The 19,457-nt window shown below is 69.1% G+C and carries 18 protein-coding genes; 4 read left to right on the forward strand and 14 right to left on the reverse strand.

The genetic code is table 11. From position 1 onward, the window contains the following. Positions 1–12: 12 nt before the first annotated feature. Positions 13–1,134 (reverse strand): DUF5685 family protein, encoded by a 1,122-nt coding sequence (locus ACWEQQ_RS27670; protein WP_452350286.1) that lies wholly within the window; start codon positions 1,132–1,134, stop codon positions 13–15. 79 nt (positions 1,135–1,213) lie between these two features. Then, the gene (locus ACWEQQ_RS27675; protein WP_452350287.1) at positions 1,214–2,068 is read right to left on the reverse strand and encodes a LysR family transcriptional regulator; all 855 of its coding nucleotides are present in this window, start codon (positions 2,066–2,068) and stop codon (positions 1,214–1,216) included. A gap of 108 nt (positions 2,069–2,176) precedes the next feature. On the opposite strand from ACWEQQ_RS27675, the gene ACWEQQ_RS27680 reads away from it, so the two are divergent. Continuing rightward, positions 2,177–2,893: an SDR family oxidoreductase gene (locus tag ACWEQQ_RS27680; RefSeq protein ID WP_452350288.1), complete on the forward strand. Its 717-nt coding sequence runs from the start codon at positions 2,177–2,179 to the stop codon at positions 2,891–2,893. A 73-nt stretch (positions 2,894–2,966) separates the two neighbouring features. Here ACWEQQ_RS27680 and kstD read toward each other — a convergent pair whose 3' ends face one another. The 10 genes from kstD to uvrC all read right to left on the reverse strand — a co-directional run bounded on the left by kstD (position 2,967) and on the right by uvrC (position 14,838). Further along, entirely contained in the window at positions 2,967–4,646 is a 1,680-nt protein-coding gene (kstD, locus tag ACWEQQ_RS27685; RefSeq protein ID WP_452350289.1) for a 3-oxosteroid 1-dehydrogenase, read from the reverse strand. Positions 4,647–4,700: 54 nt separating this feature from the next. Next, the gene (locus ACWEQQ_RS27690) at positions 4,701–5,294 is read right to left on the reverse strand and encodes a TetR/AcrR family transcriptional regulator (protein WP_452350290.1); all 594 of its coding nucleotides are present in this window, start codon (positions 5,292–5,294) and stop codon (positions 4,701–4,703) included. A gap of 420 nt (positions 5,295–5,714) precedes the next feature. Continuing rightward, positions 5,715–6,143, reverse strand: coding sequence for a nitroreductase/quinone reductase family protein (locus ACWEQQ_RS27695; RefSeq protein ID WP_452350291.1), 429 nt, complete (start codon positions 6,141–6,143; stop codon positions 5,715–5,717). A 136-nt stretch (positions 6,144–6,279) separates the two neighbouring features. Continuing rightward, the gene (gene tpiA, locus ACWEQQ_RS27700; RefSeq protein ID WP_452345325.1) at positions 6,280–7,065 is read right to left on the reverse strand and encodes a triose-phosphate isomerase; all 786 of its coding nucleotides are present in this window, start codon (positions 7,063–7,065) and stop codon (positions 6,280–6,282) included. Positions 7,066–7,068: 3 nt separating this feature from the next. Then, complete coding sequence (locus ACWEQQ_RS27705; RefSeq protein WP_452350292.1) at positions 7,069–8,280, reverse strand: phosphoglycerate kinase; 1,212 nt, start codon at positions 8,278–8,280, stop codon at positions 7,069–7,071. Positions 8,281–8,286: 6 nt separating this feature from the next. After that, positions 8,287–9,306 carry a type I glyceraldehyde-3-phosphate dehydrogenase gene (gene gap, locus ACWEQQ_RS27710; protein ID WP_354837476.1) on the reverse strand — a complete coding sequence of 340 codons (1,020 nt, stop codon included), beginning with the start codon at positions 9,304–9,306 and terminating at the stop codon, positions 8,287–8,289. A gap of 212 nt (positions 9,307–9,518) precedes the next feature. After that, positions 9,519–10,502, reverse strand: a complete 984-nt coding sequence (gene whiA / locus ACWEQQ_RS27715; protein WP_040858457.1) for a DNA-binding protein WhiA — start codon at positions 10,500–10,502, stop codon at positions 9,519–9,521. Next, the gene (locus ACWEQQ_RS27720; RefSeq protein WP_452350293.1) at positions 10,493–11,551 is read right to left on the reverse strand and encodes a gluconeogenesis factor YvcK family protein; all 1,059 of its coding nucleotides are present in this window, start codon (positions 11,549–11,551) and stop codon (positions 10,493–10,495) included. The genes whiA and ACWEQQ_RS27720 overlap by 10 nt, the downstream gene beginning before the upstream one ends. Next, a complete protein-coding gene (rapZ, locus tag ACWEQQ_RS27725; RefSeq protein WP_364612578.1) occupies positions 11,548–12,549 on the reverse strand; it encodes an RNase adapter RapZ in 1,002 nt (333 codons plus the stop codon). Before rapZ ends, ACWEQQ_RS27720 begins: the two co-directional genes overlap by 4 nt. A 216-nt stretch (positions 12,550–12,765) precedes the next feature. Further along, positions 12,766–14,838 carry an excinuclease ABC subunit UvrC gene (gene uvrC / locus ACWEQQ_RS27730; protein WP_452350294.1) on the reverse strand — a complete coding sequence of 691 codons (2,073 nt, stop codon included), beginning with the start codon at positions 14,836–14,838 and terminating at the stop codon, positions 12,766–12,768. Positions 14,839–14,968: 130 nt separating this feature from the next. Between uvrC and ACWEQQ_RS27735 the strand changes: the two genes are divergently transcribed. Both ACWEQQ_RS27735 and ACWEQQ_RS27740 read left to right on the forward strand, forming a co-directional pair. Further along, on the forward strand, positions 14,969–15,175 hold the full coding sequence (locus ACWEQQ_RS27735; protein WP_452350295.1) for a hypothetical protein: 207 nt from the start codon (positions 14,969–14,971) through the stop codon (positions 15,173–15,175). 153 nt (positions 15,176–15,328) lie between these two features. After that, positions 15,329–15,676 (forward strand): hypothetical protein, encoded by a 348-nt coding sequence (locus tag ACWEQQ_RS27740; RefSeq protein WP_452345330.1) that lies wholly within the window; start codon positions 15,329–15,331, stop codon positions 15,674–15,676. A gap of 37 nt (positions 15,677–15,713) precedes the next feature. Here ACWEQQ_RS27740 and ACWEQQ_RS27745 read toward each other — a convergent pair whose 3' ends face one another. Then, positions 15,714–16,949 carry a winged helix-turn-helix domain-containing protein gene (locus tag ACWEQQ_RS27745; protein WP_452350296.1) on the reverse strand — a complete coding sequence of 412 codons (1,236 nt, stop codon included), beginning with the start codon at positions 16,947–16,949 and terminating at the stop codon, positions 15,714–15,716. Between the two features lie 125 nt (positions 16,950–17,074). On the opposite strand from ACWEQQ_RS27745, the gene ACWEQQ_RS27750 reads away from it, so the two are divergent. After that, on the forward strand, positions 17,075–18,736 hold the full coding sequence (locus ACWEQQ_RS27750) for an FAD-binding dehydrogenase (protein WP_452350297.1): 1,662 nt from the start codon (positions 17,075–17,077) through the stop codon (positions 18,734–18,736). Positions 18,737–18,886: 150 nt separating this feature from the next. Here the strand turns inward: ACWEQQ_RS27750 and ACWEQQ_RS27755 are convergent, their stop codons facing one another. Beyond that, positions 18,887–19,396 carry a hypothetical protein gene (locus tag ACWEQQ_RS27755; RefSeq protein ID WP_452340004.1) on the reverse strand — a complete coding sequence of 170 codons (510 nt, stop codon included), beginning with the start codon at positions 19,394–19,396 and terminating at the stop codon, positions 18,887–18,889. Between the last annotated feature and the right edge of the window lie 61 nt (positions 19,397–19,457).

Raw genomic sequence — 19,457 nt, forward strand, 5'->3', positions numbered from 1 at the left:
CCTCGCGGTGACTCAGCAGTCGCAGCAGGTTTCCTCACAGCAGCAACAGGATTCCTCACAGCAGCAGCATCCTTCGCCGCAGCAGACGCAGCCCTCACAGCACGGCAGGCAGAAGCCACTGCGGCGCCGCGGGGCGGGACCGTAATAGCCGGGACCCGGGCCGTAGCCCGGAGGCGGACCGTAGCCGGGCGGCGGCGGACCCCAGGGGCCCGGCCCCGGACCCCGGCGACGCCAGCGGCTCAGCGGCGTGGTGGGCGCACCGTGATTCGCGCAGGTGTGCGCGGGACCGCCGAAGGTCCTTGTCACCGACCGGTTCAGCTCGTGCTTCAGCAGTTTGTGAATCAGCCGCCCATCGGTGAATTCCACATCGGCCAGCGCCAATTCGATACCCAGCAGGGCGTCGGTGCACAAGCGGTGCGCCTCGGCCACCTCGGTTCCCGTGGCGGCCAGGGGATTCCACTTCCCGCGTGCGAGGTCCTCGTCCAGGTCCTCGACGGCATCCACGAGATGCGCTATGCGGCCGAACAATCGGCCGACCTCCGACAGCGCTGCCTGGTTTCCCGGGCTTCCTGCCAGAACGGCGGTGTGGCCGAAGGCCGCGGCGGTCGCGGTCTCGGTGGGTTCGGTCACCTCCAGCAGCGGGGTGCCCACCGTGGCCGCGGCCTCCACCTCACCCTGCCGATCCACCGCGGTCACCAGCACTCCGGTGTCGAAACCCAGTCCGGCGCCGGTAGATTCGCCCTGCCGGGCCCAGCGCTGGGCGATGCGCCGGGCGGCGGGCCGGAATCCGGCCGCGCCCGCCATGCCGTCGTGATCGGCCACGTGATCGCGCACCTTGGCGGCCGCCAGCACCAGCGAGACCGTGGCGGCCAGCCGGACGCAGTCGCCGGTGGCGACGTCGGCGCGTTTCATGCCGCGCAGCGGGCAGGGCCCGGCCGCGCGGCGGGTGGGCGGCGCCGTGGACTGTGCCTCCACCAGGGCCGAGACGATCAGCCCGTCGTAATTGGTTGCCATGCGGGCGCTCTGGCCGTGGTCGTCACGCAGTGCCAGACAGAGTCCGCACAGTTGCGCCAGCCAGGCCCGCCCGAGTTCCTCGCCCAGCCGATGACGGCAGGGCCGGATGATGCCGAACACACCATCGACGGTAACCGCTCGCGCGGCATTCGTCGCCCGGAATCGAGATCACTCCGGAGTGGACGCCATAGATCGAATCTCACTGGGCGGCAAGGGCGGCGAACTCCTCGGCCAGCGGAACCGGGCGCGCCGACGACCACGCCAGGCTCACCTGCAGCGGCGCGAGGTCGGGAACCGGGACGTAGGCGATGTCCGGGCGGGTGTAGAAGGTCATCACCGACAGCGGCAGGAACATGATGCCCCGGCCCGCGGCGACGTGCTCGAGCTTCTCCTCCACACTGTGGAAGACCGGGACGGCGGGGCGGTCGGCGCGCAATTCGGTTGCCACCGCACTCCATTCGGGGACCGTGTCCGGGTCCTGGAGCAGGTGCTCGTCGGCGAGATCGCCGACGGCGACCGCGTCCTTGCCCGCGAGGCGGTGGTCGGCGGGCAGCACCACGACCCGGGGCTCGGTATAGAGCGGGCGCACGACCAGACCGTGCGGGTCCACCGGCAGCCGGACCACGCTGACGTCGACGCGGCCGTCGTGGACCACCTCGACCTGATCGAACCAGCCGGTGCGCACCAGATCGACGGCGAGGCCGGGGTGGCGCTCGGTGAGCGTCCGCACCGCGGCGGTCACGATGAGGCCGGGCATGAAGCCGACGGTGAAGCGCTGTGTCCCCTCGACCGCCCGAATCACCCTGCGCTGCAGGGCTTCCGCGGCCGCGAGCAGCGGTCTGGCGTCGGCCAGCAGCTGCTCCCCCGCCGACGTCAGCGCGGTCCCGCGCCGATCACGGGCGAACAGCTGCGCGCCCAGTTCCTCCTCGAGCGCGCGAATCTGGCGTGACAGGACCGGTTGCGCGATGAACAGCTGCTCCGCGGCGCGGCCGAAATGCAGGTGTTCGGCCACCGCCACGAAGTAGCGCAGCTTGCGCAGATCGACGTCACTCATGATGCCTTCAGGGTATTACAGGCGGCGGTATAGGTCTTGGACGGGAGCGGGTCGCGAAACCCAAGGTGGACAGGCACACACGCACAGCATTCCCCGAAAGGAAATCCGATGTCTCTCGACGGACAGCACGTCGTCATCCTGGGCGGCACCTCCGGAATCGGCTACGCCGTGGCCGCCGCGACGGCCGAACAGGGCGCGAAGGTCACCGTCGTCTCCAGCCGCCAGGAGAACGTGGACCGCGCGGTGGCCGAACTCCCGGCCGGCGTCACCGGCGTGGTCGCGAACCTCAACGACACCAACCGGATTCGCGCGATGTTCGATGAACTCGGCGCGCTCGACCACCTCGTCTACACCGCCGGCGAGCCGCTGCTGCTCTCCCCGCTGGCCGAACTGGATCTCGACGCCGCGCGGAAGTTCTTCGAGCTGCGCTACTTCAGCGTGCTGGCCGCGGTACAAGCGGCCGCGGCGCGGCTGCGGGCCGACGGGTCGATCACCCTGACCAGCGGTACCGCCGGGCCGCGCCCCGTCCCGGGTTCGACGGTCACGTCCAGCGTCTGCGGCGCGATCGAGACCCTGACCCGGGCGCTGGCGGTGGAACTGGCGCCGATCCGGGTGAACGCGGTCATGCCGGGTGTGGTCCGGTCGCCGCTGTGGAACTTCCCCGAGGAGTTGCGCGAGCAGTTCTACGCCGACACCGCGGCCGCGACACCGTTGCGCCGCATCGCCGAAGTGGACGATATCGCGCAGGCCTTCGTCTTCTTCCTCACCCAGGACCACGCCACCGGCACCGTGCTGCCCCTCGACGGCGGCGCGGTCCTGGCCTGACCCGGACGTCGGGTGGCGCACCGCCGCGGGACACCGGACGGATCCCCCAGCGGTGCCCCGGTCGGCGCCGGGACTACCGGCCGGCCGCGTGGCGGGCCGCCAGGTAGCCGAAGACGACAGCGGGGCCGATGGTCGCGCCGGGTCCGGCGTAGGTGTGGCCCATGACCGGAGCGCTCGCATTGCCGGCCGCGTACAGGCCCTCGATCACCGAGCCGTCCGCCCGCAGCACCCGGCCGTCGACATCGGCGCTCAGGCCGCCCTTGGTGCCGAGGTCGCCGGGCACCAGTTTCGCCGCGTAGAACGGACCCGTCGCCAGCGCACCGAGATTCGGGTTGGGGCGGTTGCGCGGGTCGCCGTAGTAGTTGTCGTAGGCGCTGTCACCGCGGCCGAAGTCGGGATCGATACCGGCGGCGGCGAATTCGTTGAAACGGGTCACCGTGGCCCGGAGTTTCTCGACCGGGACACCGATCTGCTCGGCGAGTTCGGGGAGCGAGTCGGCGCGGGTGAGCGCGCCCGATTTGAACCAGCGGCCGGGCAGGGGCTGACGGGGCGGGACACCCGCGAACTGATAGCGGTTGCGGTAGCGCTGGTCGAAAATCAGCCAGGCGGGCAGGTTTTCGCCCGGGCCCGCGCCCTGCCCGTGCTCGCCGCCGTACATGCGGTGGGTGGCCTCGACATAGGGCAGGCACTCGTTCATGAACCGCTCGCCGCGGTCGTTGACCACGATACTGCCGGGCAGATTGCGCTCGGCCAGGCAGAACCAGGCCAGCCGGGGCAGCGGAATGGATGGGCCCCACCAGGCATCGGCCATGAATTCCACCGCGCCACCGGCATTCTCGCCCGCGCGGATGCCGTCACCGGTATTGGCCTGCGCGCCGACGGTCCAGTCGGTGCCGATCGGCTCGCGCTGGTACTGCTTGCGCATCGCCTCGTTGTGCTCGAAGCCGCCGGCCGCGATGACCACGCCCCGGCGGGCGGTGAGCACCTGCTCGCGCCCGTCCCGCAGCACCACCGCGCCCGTGACCCGGCCGTCCTCGGTGCGCAGGTCCACCAGCGGAGTGTCCAGCCACAGCGGCACATTCGCCTCCAGCAGGCCCGCGCGCAGCATGGCACTCAGCGCCTGGCCGCGGGCCAGGACGCGCCGGCGCAGCACGGCCGCCGTCAGCCACCGCCCGGCGACGCGCACGGCCGCCAGCGGACTGCGCGGATTGCGCAGGCCCAGATGCAGCTGCCGGAACTCGGCCTGGGTGATCACGACATTCTTCGGCGCCTTCACGTAATCGGGCTCCAGCGTGGCCAATTCGGTGCCGAGACCGGTGGCGTTGTAGGGCACGGGCTCGATCGAGCGGCCGTGGCCGCGGCCGCCGGGCGCCTCCGGGTAGTAGTCGGAATAGCCCGGCACCCACCGCATGCGCAGCGGCGCGTGCGCGGCCAGGAAGTCGAAGGCCTCCGGTCCACGGTCGAGGAAGGTGTCGATCCGCTCGGGCGGCACCCCGGGTCCGACGATGTGTTTCAGATAGGCTCGCGCGGCCTCGAGGTCATCGGCGGGGGCGTCACGGCGCAGCACCGCGTTGCCCGGAATCCACACGCCGCCACCGGATCTCGCGGTGGATCCGCCCCATGCCCGCGCCTTCTCGACGATCACTGTGGACAGTCCGTGGTGGGCGGCCGTCAGCGCCGCGGCCATGCCCGCCGCCCCCGACCCCACGACGACCAGATCGAATGTCTCGTCAGTTGCCCTGTCGTGCTGCATGTTTCCTCTATCTTCGTTTTCTGTTGTAGCTATCCGAGTGCGTGCCAACGGCTTTCAGCCGTGACGCCGCCAGCGTTCCCCGGCCACGGCGTCGAGCGCGCCCTCGACGCACACCGCCAGCGACATCTCCGGCTGCGCCGAATTACGCAGCCACTGCAGGTAACCGAACTCCGCCGCCGCCAGCATGAGATGCACCAGCAAACCCGGCGTGCTGTCCCGCTGCGAGTCTCGGCCCATCCGCTGGCCGACCAGCTCGACCAGGCGCGCCCGATGCTCCGGAGTGATCAGAGCCACTCGCTCCAGAAGATGCGGCGCGGTGCGGAACGCGGCCCGCCACTGCTCCAGCTCCGCCGGGGCCAGCGCGGTGGACCGCGCCAGAATCGACTGCGCCAGCGCTACATCCGCGGGCTCGTCGCCGTCGCGCTCCTCGAGCAGCGCGACGATTCCCGACCCGCCCTCGCGGACCGGATCGAGCAGCAGATCCTCCTTGCTCCGCACATGCCGGAAGTAGGTACTGGCCGACACACCCGCCGCGGCGGCGATCTGCTCGGTCGTCACCTCCCCGAAGCCCTTCTCCGCGAACAACTCGTACGCCGCCCGCTGAATCTCGCCGCGCACCTGCCGGCGCTGCCGCTCCCGCAATGACATCCGTCGCCCTCCTTCGTTTGAGCGAGTATCTGCCGATATGACAGTTACTGTCAAGAAGGGACTTACTGTCAGTAACGCGGACAGCATTCGACAAGGTCCTGACCAGCAAGATCCGGCGATCCACTCGCCCTCGAAAGACCCGCCCCTACACTTGGGCGGCCGTCACTCCCCCGCCGACTCCCCTACCGCCGCAAATGAATTCATGGATACGGTGGCCCACCCCGCTCCCGGCCTCCCCACCAACAAACAAGGCCACCACTACCCTCGACCCCACCTCGAACCCCGGCCGTCGCCTACTAGGGATCGATCTCCGCGCCCACCATCCCCGGCAAACACCGCGACCATTCACACGTCGAACGCATCCCCGCGCCGACGCCTGCCAGGGCGCGGGCCGAGCACCCGCGCCCTGCGGCCGCGAGCCTAGGCCCGGCGCAGCGCCAGCACCGGGATGGTGCGGATACCGGCGGTCTTCGCGGCGTATTCGCCGAAACCCGGGTATCGCCGGGCCTGTTCGTCGAAGATCCGGTCGCGGTCCGCGCCGGTCACCTCGGTGACCTCGACCTGAAAGGTCTCGGTCCCGACCTCGGCCTCGGCCGTCCCCGCCTGGGTCAGGTTGTAGTACCAGTCCGGATTGGTGGGCGCGCCCGACTTGGTCGCGAAAACGTACACGGTCGCCGGATCCTGCTCATCGGCCAGGTACATCATGGGCGTCACCAGCTCCCGCCCGGTCTTGCGGCCCCGATGGTGCACCAGAATCAACGGCGCCCCCTCGAACGGCCCGCCGACCCGTCCCTCGTTGGCCCGGAACTCGTTGATGATGTTCGTATTCCAGTCGCTCATACCGATCATTCTTCTGTATGAGTACTTCCGCCGAAGGGAGCTTCCCGGCGCGGCGGCGTCAGCCGGCCACGACCACACGCTCTCGCCTGTAGACAGCGAAGGGCCGGGCATCCTGTGGATGCCCGGCCCTGTGCAGCGGAAACCGTTACGGCAGCGGACCGCCCGCGGCGATCGCGGAGAGGGTGGCGAACTCGTCACCCTTCAGGGACGCGCCGCCCACGAGAGCACCGTCGATGTCGGTCTGGCCGACCAGTTCGCCGACGTTCTTCGCGTTGACCGAACCGCCGTAGAGGACCCGGACAGCAGCCGCCACTTCGGGATTCGCCAGTTCGGCGAGTTCCTTGCGGATGGCGCCGCAGACTTCCTGCGCGTCGGCCGGGGTGGCGACCTTGCCGGTGCCGATGGCCCAGACCGGCTCGTAGGCGATGACGATCTTCGAGATCTCCTCGGGCGTCAGGCCCTTGAGCGAGCCGCGGAGCTGCTCGAGGTTGTACTCGACGTGGGTCTTGGTCTCGCGGACGCCCAGGCCCTCACCGATGCAGACGATCGGGGTGATGCCGTACTTGAGCGCCTGCTTGGCCTTGGCCAGCACGGTGGCGTCGTCCTCGTTGTGGTACTGACGCCGCTCCGAGTGACCCACCACGACGAAGCTGCAGCCCAGCTTGGCCAGCATGGAGCCGCTGATCTCGCCTGTGTAGGCGCCCTCGTCGTGGGTGGACACGTCCTGGGCACCGTAGGTGATCAGGAGGCGGTCACCCTCGACCAGCGTCTGCACGCTGCGCAGGTCCACGAACGGCGGGATCACCGTCACGTCGACCTTGTCGAAGTACTTCTCCGGCAACGCGAATGCGATCTTCTGCACCAGAGCGATGGCCTCGAGGTGATTGAGGTTCATCTTCCAGTTGCCGGCGATCAAAGGCTTACGTGCCATGGTTCAGTCCTCCAGGACAGCGAGGCCGGGAAGTTCCTTGCCCTCCAGGTACTCCAGCGACGCGCCGCCACCGGTGGAGATGTGCGAGAAACCGTCGTCGGGCAGACCCAGGGTGCGCACGGCCGCGGCCGAGTCGCCGCCGCCGACCACCGTGAACGCGCCCTTCGAGGTCGCCGTGGCGATCGCCTCGGCGACACCGCGGGTGCCGGCCGAGAACTTCTCGAACTCGAACACACCCATCGGGCCGTTCCAGAACACGGTCTTGGCCTCGGTCAGCAGCGCCGAGAAGCGGGCGACCGAGTCGGGACCGATGTCCAGACCCATCCAGCCGTCGGGAATCTCGTGGGCGGGCACGGTCTTCGAGTCCGCGTCCGCGGCGAACTTGTCGGCCACCACGATGTCCACCGGCAGATGGATGACGTCGGCGTACTTGTCCAGCAGCCCCTTGCAGGTCTCGATCATCTCCGCCTGCAGCAGCGAGGTGCCCACCGGAAGTCCCTGCGCCGCAAGGAAGGTGAAGCACATGCCGCCGCCGATGACCAGCGTGTCGACCTTCGGCGCGAGCGCCTCGATGACCGCCAGCTTGTCGGAGACCTTCGAGCCGCCGAGCACCACCGCGTACGGACGCTCCGGGTTCTCGGTGAGCTTCTTCAGCACCTCGGTCTCGGCCGCGACCAGGTTGCCCGCGTAGTGCGGCAGCAGCTTGGCCACGTCGTACACCGACGCCTGCTTGCGGTGCACCACACCGAAACCGTCGGACACGAACGCGCCGTCGTCGCCGACCAGCTCGACCAGGGCACGGGCGAGCTTGGTGCGCTCGGCGTCGTCCTTGCTGGTCTCGCGCGCGTCGAAGCGAATGTTCTCCAGCAGCAGCACATCACCGTCGGTGAGGCCCTCGGAGCGGGCGAGCGCGTCCTGGCCCACCACGTCGCCGGCGAGCTGGACATTGCGGCCCAGCTCCTCCGACAGCCGCGCCGCGACCGGCGCGAGGGAGAACTTCGGATCCGGCTCGCCCTTGGGGCGGCCGAGGTGCGCGGTCACGACGACCTTGGCGCCGGCCTCGGCCAGCGCTTTGATGGTCGGCGCGGACGCGACGATGCGGCCCGGGTCGGTGATGACGCCGTTATCGAGGGGAACATTCAGGTCGGAGCGCACCAGCACGCCCCGGCCCTCGACACCCTCGGTCAGCAGATCCTGCAGAGTCTTGATCGTCATCGGCGCTTAGAGGGACTTGCCGACGAGGCCGACCAGGTCGGCGAGACGGTTGGAGTAGCCCCACTCGTTGTCGTACCACGAGGCGACCTTGACCTGGTTGTCGATGACCTGGGTCAGCGGCGCGTCGTAGATGGAGGAGTGCGGGTCGGTCACGATGTCGGAGGAGACGATCGGGTCGACGTTGTACTTCAGGATGCCCTTCATCGGGCCGTCCGCGGCGGCCTTCATGGCGGCGTTGATCTCGTCGATCGAGGCGGTCTTGGCCAGGTCCACGGTCAGGTCGGTGAGCGAACCGGTCGGGACCGGCACGCGCAGCGCGTAACCGTTCAGCTTGCCGAGCAGCTCGGGCAGCACCAGGCCGATGGCCTTGGCGGCGCCGGTGCCGGTGGGCACGATGTTCAGCGCGGCGGCGCGGGCGCGACGCAGATCCGAGTGCGGGCCGTCCTGCAGGTTCTGGTCCTGGGTGTAGGCGTGCACGGTGGTCATCAGACCACGCTCGATGCCGAAGGAGTCGTTGAGCACCTTGGCAATCGGGCCCAGGCAGTTGGTGGTGCAGGACGCGTTCGAGATGATGTTCTGCGAACCGTCGTACTTGTCGTCGTTGACGCCCATCACGATGGTGATGTCCTCGCCCTTGGCGGGCGCGGAGATGATGACCTTCTTGGCGCCGGCGGCCAGGTGGCCCTTCGCCTTGGTCGCGTCGGTGAAGATACCGGTGGACTCGACGACGACGTCGACACCCAGGTCACCCCACGGCAGCGCGGCCGGGCCCTCCTTGATGGCCAGCGCGGTGATGCGCTGGTCGCCGACGACGATGGTCTCGTCGCCGTCCAGGGAAACGTCCTGCGGCAGGCGGCCGAGGATCGAGTCGTACTTCAGGAGGGTCGCCAGCGACTTGTTGTCGGTGAGATCGTTGACCGCCACGATCTCGATGTCGGTGGTGCCGAGGGCCTTCTGCGCCTCGACGGCTCGGAAGAAGTTTCGCCCGATGCGGCCGAAGCCGTTGATCCCTACCCGGACAGTCACGTTTTCGCTCCTCAGCTTTGCGGATCGTTTCCGTTGCGGTGCTAACCCTAGACCTGTAACGGAAACATCACGGACACACCCCCGCCACGGTGAACAACGAAACGTTCACTTTCGTCACAGACGACCGGAAGCGCCGCGACCCTTGGGGTTGCGACGCTTCCGGACGGAATCACCGTGCGGTGTTCGTCAGTTTATGCGGCGGCGTGGGTGTTTCACGCCTCTTCGAGCAGCTCTGCGGTGACAGCGCTTTCGGTGTCGGGCACGCCGAGTTCCTTGGCGCGCCGGTCCGCCATCGACAGCAGCCGCCGGATCCGGCCCGCCACAGCGTCTTTCGTCATGGGCGGATCGGCCAGCTGGCCCAGCTCCTCCAGGGACGCCTGCCGGTGCAGCACGCGCAGCTTGCCCGCCGCGGCCAGATGGTCCGGCACATCCTCGCTCAGTATTTCGAGCGCGCGCTCCACGCGGGCCGCGGCGGCCACGGCCGCGCGGGCCGAACGACGCAGGTTGGCATCGTCGAAATTGGCCAGTCGGTTGGCGGTCGCCCGGACCTCGCGACGCATGCGCCGCTCCTCCCAGGTGAGCCGGGTGTCCTGCGCACCCATGCGGGTGAGCAGAGCGCCGATGGCCTCACCGTCGCGCACCACGACGCGATCGGTGCCGCGCACCTCGCGCGCCTTGGCCGAGATGCCCATCCGCCGCGCGGCGCCGACCAGGGCCAGCGCCGCCTCCGGCCCGGGGCAGCTCACCTCCAGGGCCGAGGAGCGGCCCGGCTCGGTGAGCGAGCCGTGCGCGAGAAACGCTCCACGCCAAGCGGCTTCGGCATCGCCGATGCTGCCGCCCACCACCTGGGCGGGCAGCCCGCGCACCGGGCGGCCGCGCACATCGAGTAATCCGGTCTGGCGCGCCAGCGCCTCGCCCTCCTTGGAAACCCGCACCACGTACCGGGAGGTTTTCCGGAGCCCGCCGGCGCCGAGGACATGCACGTCCGAGCCGTATCCGTACAGCTCGAAGATCTCTCGGCGCAGCCGACGTGCAATGGAACCCATGTCCACCTCGGCTTCGACGATCACTCGACCGCCGACGATGTGCAATCCACCGGCGAACCGCAGTAGCGCGGACAATTCCGCTTTGCGCGAGCTCACCTGTGATACAGAGAGCCGGCTCAGCTCGTCCTTCACTTCCGCTGTCATCGCCACGAGACGCGCTCCTTTCCACCCAACCCGGACCGCACACGTTGGCCCATATGCCGTCCTTCGACTCGAAGCCCTGCCAATTCCGGCCGAGGTTGCCGGATCACCTGATCCAGTGCGGCGGCAAGCTTTCCGGGGTGGTGCCGGTCCGTCCCCGCCTCGGCGACATCAGCGAAGGTTACTCGCGCACGCAGCTGTTCGGCAGCTCTTGCCAGATGTTCGCGTTCCCTACCCTCGGGTACGGAACCGGAGTCCACCAGAACATGGTCGACTGTGAAATCCGGTGCGTGCTGGGACAATACATGCAGGTGTCGTTCGGCGCTGAATCCGGCCGTTTCGCCCGGTTCGGCAGCGAGGTTGAGCACCAGCACTTTCCGTGCCCGCGTATACAGCAGCGCTTCGTGCAATTCGGGCACCAGCACATGCGGGATGACGCTCGTGAACCAGCTTCCGGGGCCCAGCACCACCACGTCGGCGTGCTCGATGGCCGAGGTCGCCTCGGGGCAGGCGGGCGGATCCGAGGGGATCAGCCGCACTCGGCGCACCTTGCCCGGCGTGGTCGCCACGGCCACCTGACCGCGGATACAGCGGCTCACGCGCGGATCGCCTTCCAGCCCAGACACATCCGCTTCGATGGTCAGCGCGATGGGCGACATGGGTACCACGCGGCCGGTGATCCGCAGGATCTTTCCGGCCTCGTCCAGGGCCGCGACCGGATCGCCCAGCTCCTCGGTGAGACCCGCCAGAATCAGATTGCCCACCGAATGCCCGGCCAGCGCGCCGGTGCCGCCGAAGCGGTGTTGCAAAGTTCGCGCCCAGATGCCGTCGGCCTCTTCGGCCAAGGCCGCCAAGGCCATTCGCAGATCGCCCGGGGGCAGCATGCCCAGCTCGGACCGCAGCCGTCCCGAGGAGCCGCCGTCGTCGGCGACCGTCACCACCGCGGTGATCTTGCGGGTGAGCCGCCGGATGGCGGTCAGCGTCGAATACAGGCCGTGCCCACCACCGAGGGCCACGATGGCCGGATTGGTGGTGCGGACGGAGTCGTTCTCACTCATTCCCGCCCCAGATCCCGATGGACCACCCGCACCACGTCACCCGAGTCGTTGCCGGCCGGGGCCGATTCGTTGCCCGCCAGCGCCTCGCCCAGCGCCTCCGCTATCGCCACACTGCGGTGTTTGCCGCCGGTACAACCCACTGCCACGGTCATGTATCGCTTCCCCTCTTGGCGGTAGCCCTCGGTCGTCAGGTCGACGAGATGCCGCGCGGTGCCCAGATAGTCCTGCGCGCCCGGCTGCGACAACACATACTCGCTGACCGGGGCGTCCTGTCCGGTCTTTTCGCGGAGTTCGGGAATCCAATGCGGATTCGGCAGAAACCGCAAATCGAACACCATGTCGGCGTCGAGCGGGACTCCGTATTTGAAACCGAACGATTGAATGGTCAGCTGCAGCACGGTGGCGGCGTCGCCGCCGTAGACCTCCTCGAGCTTGCGGTGCAGCTGGTGAATGGACAGCGCGGTGGTGTCGATGACCACGTCGGCGGCGGTTTTCACCGGGTCCAGGCGCCGCCGCTCGGCGGCGATGCCAGCGGTCAGGGTGCCGTCGGCGCTCTCGCTCTGCAGCGGATGGCGGCGGCGCGCGAACCCGAAGCGGCGGATCAGCACGTCGTCGGAGGCCTCCAGGAACAGGATGCGGGTGCGCACACCCGCGGCCCGTAGCTGCTCGCCGACCGCGGCGAGGTTCCCGGTGAAGAAGCGGTTGCGCACGTCCATGACGAGCGCCAGTTTGCGGATGGGCGGTTCGGCGCCGCGGCCGAGATCGACCATGCGGCCGATCAATTCGGGTGGGAGGTTGTCGGCCACGTAGTAGCCGAGATCCTCGAGCACCTTGGCGGCGGTGCCGCGCCCGGCGCCGGACAGGCCCGTCACGATGACGACCTCGACCGGTGCGGATTCGGGCGCCGACCGCCCGCTGCGAGCGGTCGGCTGGGACTCACCTGTATCGGTTGCCTTGCTGTTTTCGGCCGTATCAGTACTGGCTTCGACGCGCGTCATGTCCTACCGGTTCGTGTCTGGAGTTCCCTCGATCATCCTGCACCGACGCCCGGAAACGCGGCAGGCACACGACGGGAGCGAGACACAGCTGTGATTTCTGCTCCCGACCTGCACACACGGCGTGTCGCAGTTTTGCTATTCGGCGTGTCGCACTCTACCCGGTGCGTCCCGATCGGACGCGCCATCGCGGCAAACCGATGGGTCCGCGCACGATTGCTACGGCTGCTGCAAGGCGGCCAGGACCGCCCTGGCCGTCGCCACGCCGATGCCCGGGACCTCGGTGATCTGCTCCACCGTAGCCTGCTTGAGCTTGGCGACCGATCCGAAGTGCGTGACCAGCGCGGTCTTGCGCGCCGAGCCCAGCCCGGGCACCGAGTCCAGCACCGATTCGGTCATCCGCCGCGAGCGTTTGGAGCGGTGGAAGGTGATGGCGAAGCGATGCGCCTCGTCGCGGACCCGCTGCAGCAGATACAGCGCCTCGCTGGTGCGCGGCATGATCACCGGGTCCGCCTCGTTCGGCACCCACACCTCCTCCAGGCGCTTGGCCAGCCCGATGACCGCGACATCGGTGATGCCGAGTTCGTCGAGCACCTCGGCGGCGGCATTCACCTGCGGCGCGCCGCCGTCCACCACGTACAGGTTGGGCGGGTAGGCGAAGCGGCGCGGCTTACCGGTCTTCGGATCGATGCCGGGCAGGCTGGATTCGACCGGGCCCGAACCGGATTCGAGCTCGGCGGCCTCGGCGGCGTCCAGGTCGCGGCGCAGCTTGCCGAAGCGCCGCCGGGTCACCTCGGCGATGCTGCCGACGTCGTCGGAGCGGCCCTCGCCGGCGGCCTCCTTGATGGCGTAGTGCCGGTACTCGGACTTGCGGGCCAGGCCGTCCTCGAACACGACCAGCGAGGCCACCACATCGGTGCCCTGCACATGCGAGATGTCCACGCATTCGATGCGCAGCGGCGCGCTGTCCAGGTCCAGGGCGTCCTGTAGTTCCTGCAACGCGGCCGAGCGCGCGGTCAGGTCGCCGGCGCGCTTGAGCTTGTGCTGGGCCAGGGCCTCCTGGGCATTGCGCTGCACGGTCTCGGCCAGTGCCTTCTTGTCACCGCGCTGCGGCACCCGCAGCTGCACGGCCGATCCGCGCAGGTCCGAGAGCCACTGCTGAACCTGCTCATGATCATTGGGCAGGGCCGGGACCAGCACCTCGCGCGGGACGACGGCTCCGGGCTGTGCGTCCCCGCTCTGCGCGGCGACCGCGGTCTGCTCGCCGTAGAACTGGGTGAGGAACTGCTCGACCAGGGCGGCCAGCTCACCACCGGATTCCGCCACGGCAGGGTCGATCGGACCTGGGCCGGGGCCCTCCGTGGTTACGCCGGCTGCTGCCTCCGGCCCTGACCGCCCCGGGTCCAGGGCGTCGCCGGACTTGTCGACCACCCAGCCGCGCTGCCCGCGCACCCGGCCGTCGCGCACGTGGAAGATCTGGACCGCGACCTCGAGTTCGTCCACCGCGAAGTCGATGACATCGGCGTCGGTGCCGGTGCCCAGCACCACGGCCTGCTTCTCCAGGGCGCGCTTGAGCGCCTGCACGTCGTCGCGCAGGCGGGCGGCCAGTTCGAAGTCGAGTTCGTCGGCGGCCTCGTGCATGCGGCGCTCGAGCTGCTTGACCAGGCGATCGGTCTTGCCGGAGAGGAAGTCGCAGAAGTCGTCCACGATCTGCCGGTGCTCGGCCGCGCTCACCCGGCCGATGCACGGCGCGGAGCACTTGTCGATGTAGCCGAGCAGGCACGGCCGCCCGATCTGACTGTGCCGCTTGAAGACTCCCGCCGAGCAGGTGCGCACCGGGAACACCCGCAGCAGCAGATCCAGGGTCTCGCGAATGGCCCAGGCGTGGGCGTACGGGCCGAAGTACCGCACGCCCTTCTTGCGCGCGCCGCGGTAGACGAACACCCGCGGATACTCCTCGTCGAGGCTGACCGCCAGCACCGGATACGACTTGTCGTCGCGATAGCGGACATTGAAGCGCGGATCGAATTCCTTGATCCAGTTGTATTCCAGCTGCAGCGCTTCCACCTCGGTGGACACCACGGTCCACTCGACCCCGGCCGCCGTGGTCACCATCTGCCGGGTGCGCGGGTGCAGCCCGGCCACGTCGGCGAAGTACGAGTTCAGGCGCTGGCGCAGGCTTTTCGCCTTGCCGACATAGATGACCTGCCCGAACGTGTCCCGGAACTTGTAGACACCTGGTTCGACGGGAATGGTGCCCGGTGCGGGCCGGTAGGTCGCGGGATCTGCCACGGCTCCAGGTTAGTCAGTGCCCCCGACAGGCGGCCAAGGCCTCCGACACACCCGCCGGGCCTGCGGGCGACCATCCGCGGCGGTCACGGTGACGAAGTATCCGCAAGATCATCCACCTGGAGGGACCGCCATGATCCGACTGCGTGTGCGCCGCCGCTCGCTCGCCATCGCGGGGGCGGTCTGCCTGGCCGCCGCCGTGTTGGTGGCGGTCTCGGTGCCGGCCGAGGCCGCCACCGGGCCGATCTTCGTCTACGGCGACTACCGCGAGCACACGACGCCGCTGCCGATCCGCGCTGGGGCCGTGGCGAATTCGGCGCCGAAGCTGCTGGTCGCCTAGCCCGGGCGTGGCCCGGCAGCGCCAGCGCGTCCCGGCGGACTCGCCACGCCGGAACAACGATCTCCGCGAGGTTCGGCCGTCCAGCGGGGTCTCGCGGTCAGTATGGGACGAACTGTTTCGCTTGATCTGTCCGTCTACGAGGGAGCTTGATCGATGACGAACCATCACCATCTCCACCCGCGCCGCCGGTCGCTCGCGATCGGTTCCGCACTCGGCATCGGTGCGGCGGGCCTGATCGCGGTGTCGGCGCCGGCCGCAGGTGCCGACTCGGTCTGCCGCATCGACCGGACGCTCGACACCGCCACCTTCACCTGCCCCGCGGACACCTGGTACGCCGCGGTGGTGGAGTGCCTGGGCACCCGGCAGGTGGGCAGCGGCTACCAGGCCCCCACCTACATCGTGGGCGATTCGCCGCGGCCGCTCATCCCGATGACGATCGAGTGCAACGGCGAGGGCAAGAAGGGCATCGTGCTGAATGCCTGGGCCGACGGGCCGTTCTGACCACGGCCTGCACCCTTCCGATCCGCGTTGCGCGGAGCTAGACGATCTCGCGCCGCAAAGCCGGTGCGAGATCGCCCTTTTCGCCCACCTCGACGGTGTCGAGTTCGAGCCAGCCGGCCATGTCCCGCAGCGCCGCGGCCAGTGCGGCCGCCACCCGCGAGTGATCCCGGCCCGGCTCGGCGAACGCGCCCGGCACCAGCAGCCGCCCGGTCCCGCGCTCGGCGCGCAGGTCCACCCGCGCCACCAGTTCGCCGTCGAGCAGGAACGGGAAGACGTAATACCCGTGTACGCGTTTGTGTTCCGGCGTGTAGATCTCGATGCGGTAGTGGAAGTCGAAGAGCCGCTCGGTGCGGTCGCGGAAGAAGATGAGCGGATCGAAGGGGCACAGCAGGGCCGCGCCTGTGACCCGGCGCGGAGTGCGGGCCTCGGCATGCAGGTAGGCGGGCTTGTCCCAGCCCGCGACGGTGACCCGCTCCAGCTCTCCGGCGTCGAGGAGGTCGGCGATGGCGGGCTCGGTTTGGCGGCGGTTGAGCCGGTAGTAGTCCCGCAGATCGGTTTCGGTGCCGATGCCGTGCGCCCGCGCCGCACGCCGCACCAGTTCCCGCACCGCGTCGGCTTCGTCCGCTTCGCGCGAGAGGACCTCGGGCGGAAGGACATTCGCGGCCAGATCGTAATGCCGCTGGAAGCCCACCCGTTTCGGCACCGTCAGCTCGCCCGCCGCGAACAGTGCCTCACAGACCACCTTGGTGTCGCTGTAGTTCCAGCCCCAATTGTCCTTGGCCCGTGGCCGATCCAGTTCCAGATGCCGCTCGATCTCGCCCGCCGTGCTGGACCCGAACTCCTTGACCACGCCGAGCACATCGTCGGCCAGGGCCGGATTGCGCTCGAGCACCTGCCGCATCCCGTTCCAGCGTCCGTGCCGGTACTGCACCATGCGCCAGCGCAGGAGCGGCCAGTCCTCGACCGGGATCAGCGCCGCCTCGTGCGCCCAGTACTCGATGAGCTGCCGGGGCCGCCGGGCGGTGTGCCCCCACGCTGCCTCGTCCAGCAGCGCCCGGTCGTAGGCCCCGATCCGGCTGAACACCGGGGCGTAGTGCGCGCGCACCACCGCCGACACCGAGTCCAGCTGCAGCAGCCGGGTGCTGTCGAGCACCTTCAGGACCGTCCGCCGGGTGGGCGTCCCGCTCGGCGGCGCCGAGGCGAAGCCCTGTGCCGCGAGTGCGGTGCGGCGCGCCGCCGCGAGTGACAGGGATCCGGACGAAGAAGTCGGCACACTCGAACCATGCCATGTCCCACCGACAACCTCGTTCGATACAGCGCTGTATCGAGCGCCTGTACAGCAGCGACCTCGTTCGATACATTCGTGTATCGAACTTCGACACCAAGGAAATCATGGGCATGATCGAGAATCCGGATGTCATCGTGGTCGGGGCCGGGCTGGCCGGTCTCGTCGCCACGCACGAGCTGGTCAAGGCGGGCCGCCGCGTACTCGTGCTGGATCAGGAGAACCGCGCCAACCTGGGCGGCCAGGCGTTCTGGTCGCTGGGCGGGCTGTTCTTCGTGGACAGTCCCGAACAGCGGCGGCTCGGCGTCAAGGACAGCCTCGCGCTCGCCATGCAGGACTGGTTCGGCTCGGCCGGCTTCGACCGTGAGGACGAGGACCACTGGGCGCGGCAGTGGGCGCGCGCGTACGTGGAGTTCGCGGCCACCGAGAAGCGGCAGTACCTCTACGATCTCGGGTTGCGGGTGACGCCCGTGGTCGGCTGGGCCGAGCGCGGCGGCGTGACCGCCGACGGGCACGGCAACTCGGTGCCGCGCTTCCATCTCACCTGGGGCACCGGCCCCGAGGTGGTACGGGTGTTCCTCGAGCCGGTGCTCGAGGCCGAGCAGCGGGGACAGGTCGGCTTCGCCTTCCGGCACCGGGTCGACGAACTGATCGTGGAGGACGATGCGGTGACCGGCGTGCGCGGCAGCGTGCTGGAGCCCGCCACCGAGGCCCGCGGAGTCGCGTCCTCACGGAATATCGTGAGCGAGTTCGAGTTCCGTGCGCGGGCGGTCATCGTGTCCTCCGGCGGCATCGGCCACAATCACGAACTCATCCGTCGCAACTGGCCGACCGACCGGCTCGGCCCCTGCCCGGAGCACATGATCTCCGGCGTACCCGCGCACGTGGACGGCCGCATGTTGGGCATCACCGAGGCCGCGGGCGGGCGCATCGTGAACCGGGATCGCATGTGGCACTACACCGAGGGCATCCACAACTGGGATCCGATCTGGCCCGATCACGCCATCCGCATCATTCCCGGCCCGTCCTCGCTGTGGTTCGACGCCAATGGAAAGCGCATGACCGCACCGGCTTTCCCGGGTTTCGACACCAATGCCACCATGAAGCAGATCCTGGCGACCGGCTACGACTACTCGTGGTTCATTCTCGACCAGTCGATCATCGAGAAGGAGTTCGCGCTCTCGGGCTCGGAGCAGAATCCCGATATCACCGGCAAGGATCTGAAGCTGGCCCTCAAGAGCCGGGTGGCGAAGGGCGCGCCGGGCCCGGTCGAGGCGTTCAAGCAGCACGGCGTGGACTTCGTGGTCGCCGACACCCTCGCCGAGCTGATCGCGGGCATGAACAAGATCTCGCGCGGCCCGCACCTCGACCTCGCCGACATCGAGCGCCAGATCGTGGCCCGCGACCGCGATGTCGAGAACAAGTACAGCAAGGACGCCCAGCTGATGGCCGTCAACAACGCGCGCCGCTTCCTGGGCGACAAGGTCCGGGTGGCGAGCCCGCACAAGATCCTGGATCCCGCGCACGGCCCGCTGATCGGCGTGCGCCTGAACATCCTGACCCGCAAGACCCTGGGCGGCCTGCAGACCAATCTGGACTCGCAGGTCATCCGCGCCGACGGCACCCCGTTCCCGGGCCTCTACGCCGCGGGTGAGGTCGCCGGGTTCGGCGGCGGCGGTGTGCACGGCTACAACGCGCTGGAGGGCACGTTCCTCGGCGGCTGCATCTTCTCCGGTCGCAATGCCGGCCTGGCCCTGGGCCGCACCCTGAAGTAGAAGTTCGATCCTGCCGCCCGGACAACGTCCGGGCGGTGGGCGACAACTGATTTCGCGCCCGTCAGGGTAACTCGCCGGGTACGTCCTGAATCGGTTCGGCACCCGACCGCCGGCACGGGTGCACAGCGGTCCGCGGCACTCGGCCGTCCGCTAAAGTTCCGGGGAGGCGGGACTGAACCAGCGGTAGAGGTCTCGGCGCAGTAGCAGCGCCAGCACCACGCCGGACACCATCACGCCGAAGAGCACGGTGAACGGTCCCACGCCCGTGGGCATTTCGGCCGACATCAGCGTGAAGATGCCCAGGAAGGACTGCAGGCTGGCCAATCCGAGCGCGGTCACCCAGATCCAGCGCGAGCGCAGCCCGAACAGCAGTGCGACACCGCCGGTCACCCAGGCGGCGAAGAAGTGGCCGATACTGCCGACCACGCACGAGACGCCGCCGGTGATGGACAGCAGGCTGTGCAGCACCGCCAGTCCCATCGCGCCGAGCGCGGCGTATTGCGTTTCCCGGACCTGAGCGGGCATGTCGATCTCGGAACCATCACGGCGCAACCCCCGCACCCCGTCGAGCACCCGCTCGAAAAATCTGGCTGGAATGCCGTTTCCCGTGGCGACGGGTGTCATATCCACCTCGTCGGCAACGGCCATTTGCGAACTCACAGCACTCCTCATCGAGTAACCCCTGGTCGCGCGCCCCCTGCGAACGCGCTGAACCTGACGC

This window comes from Nocardia sp. NPDC004123 (genome assembly GCF_053603795.1).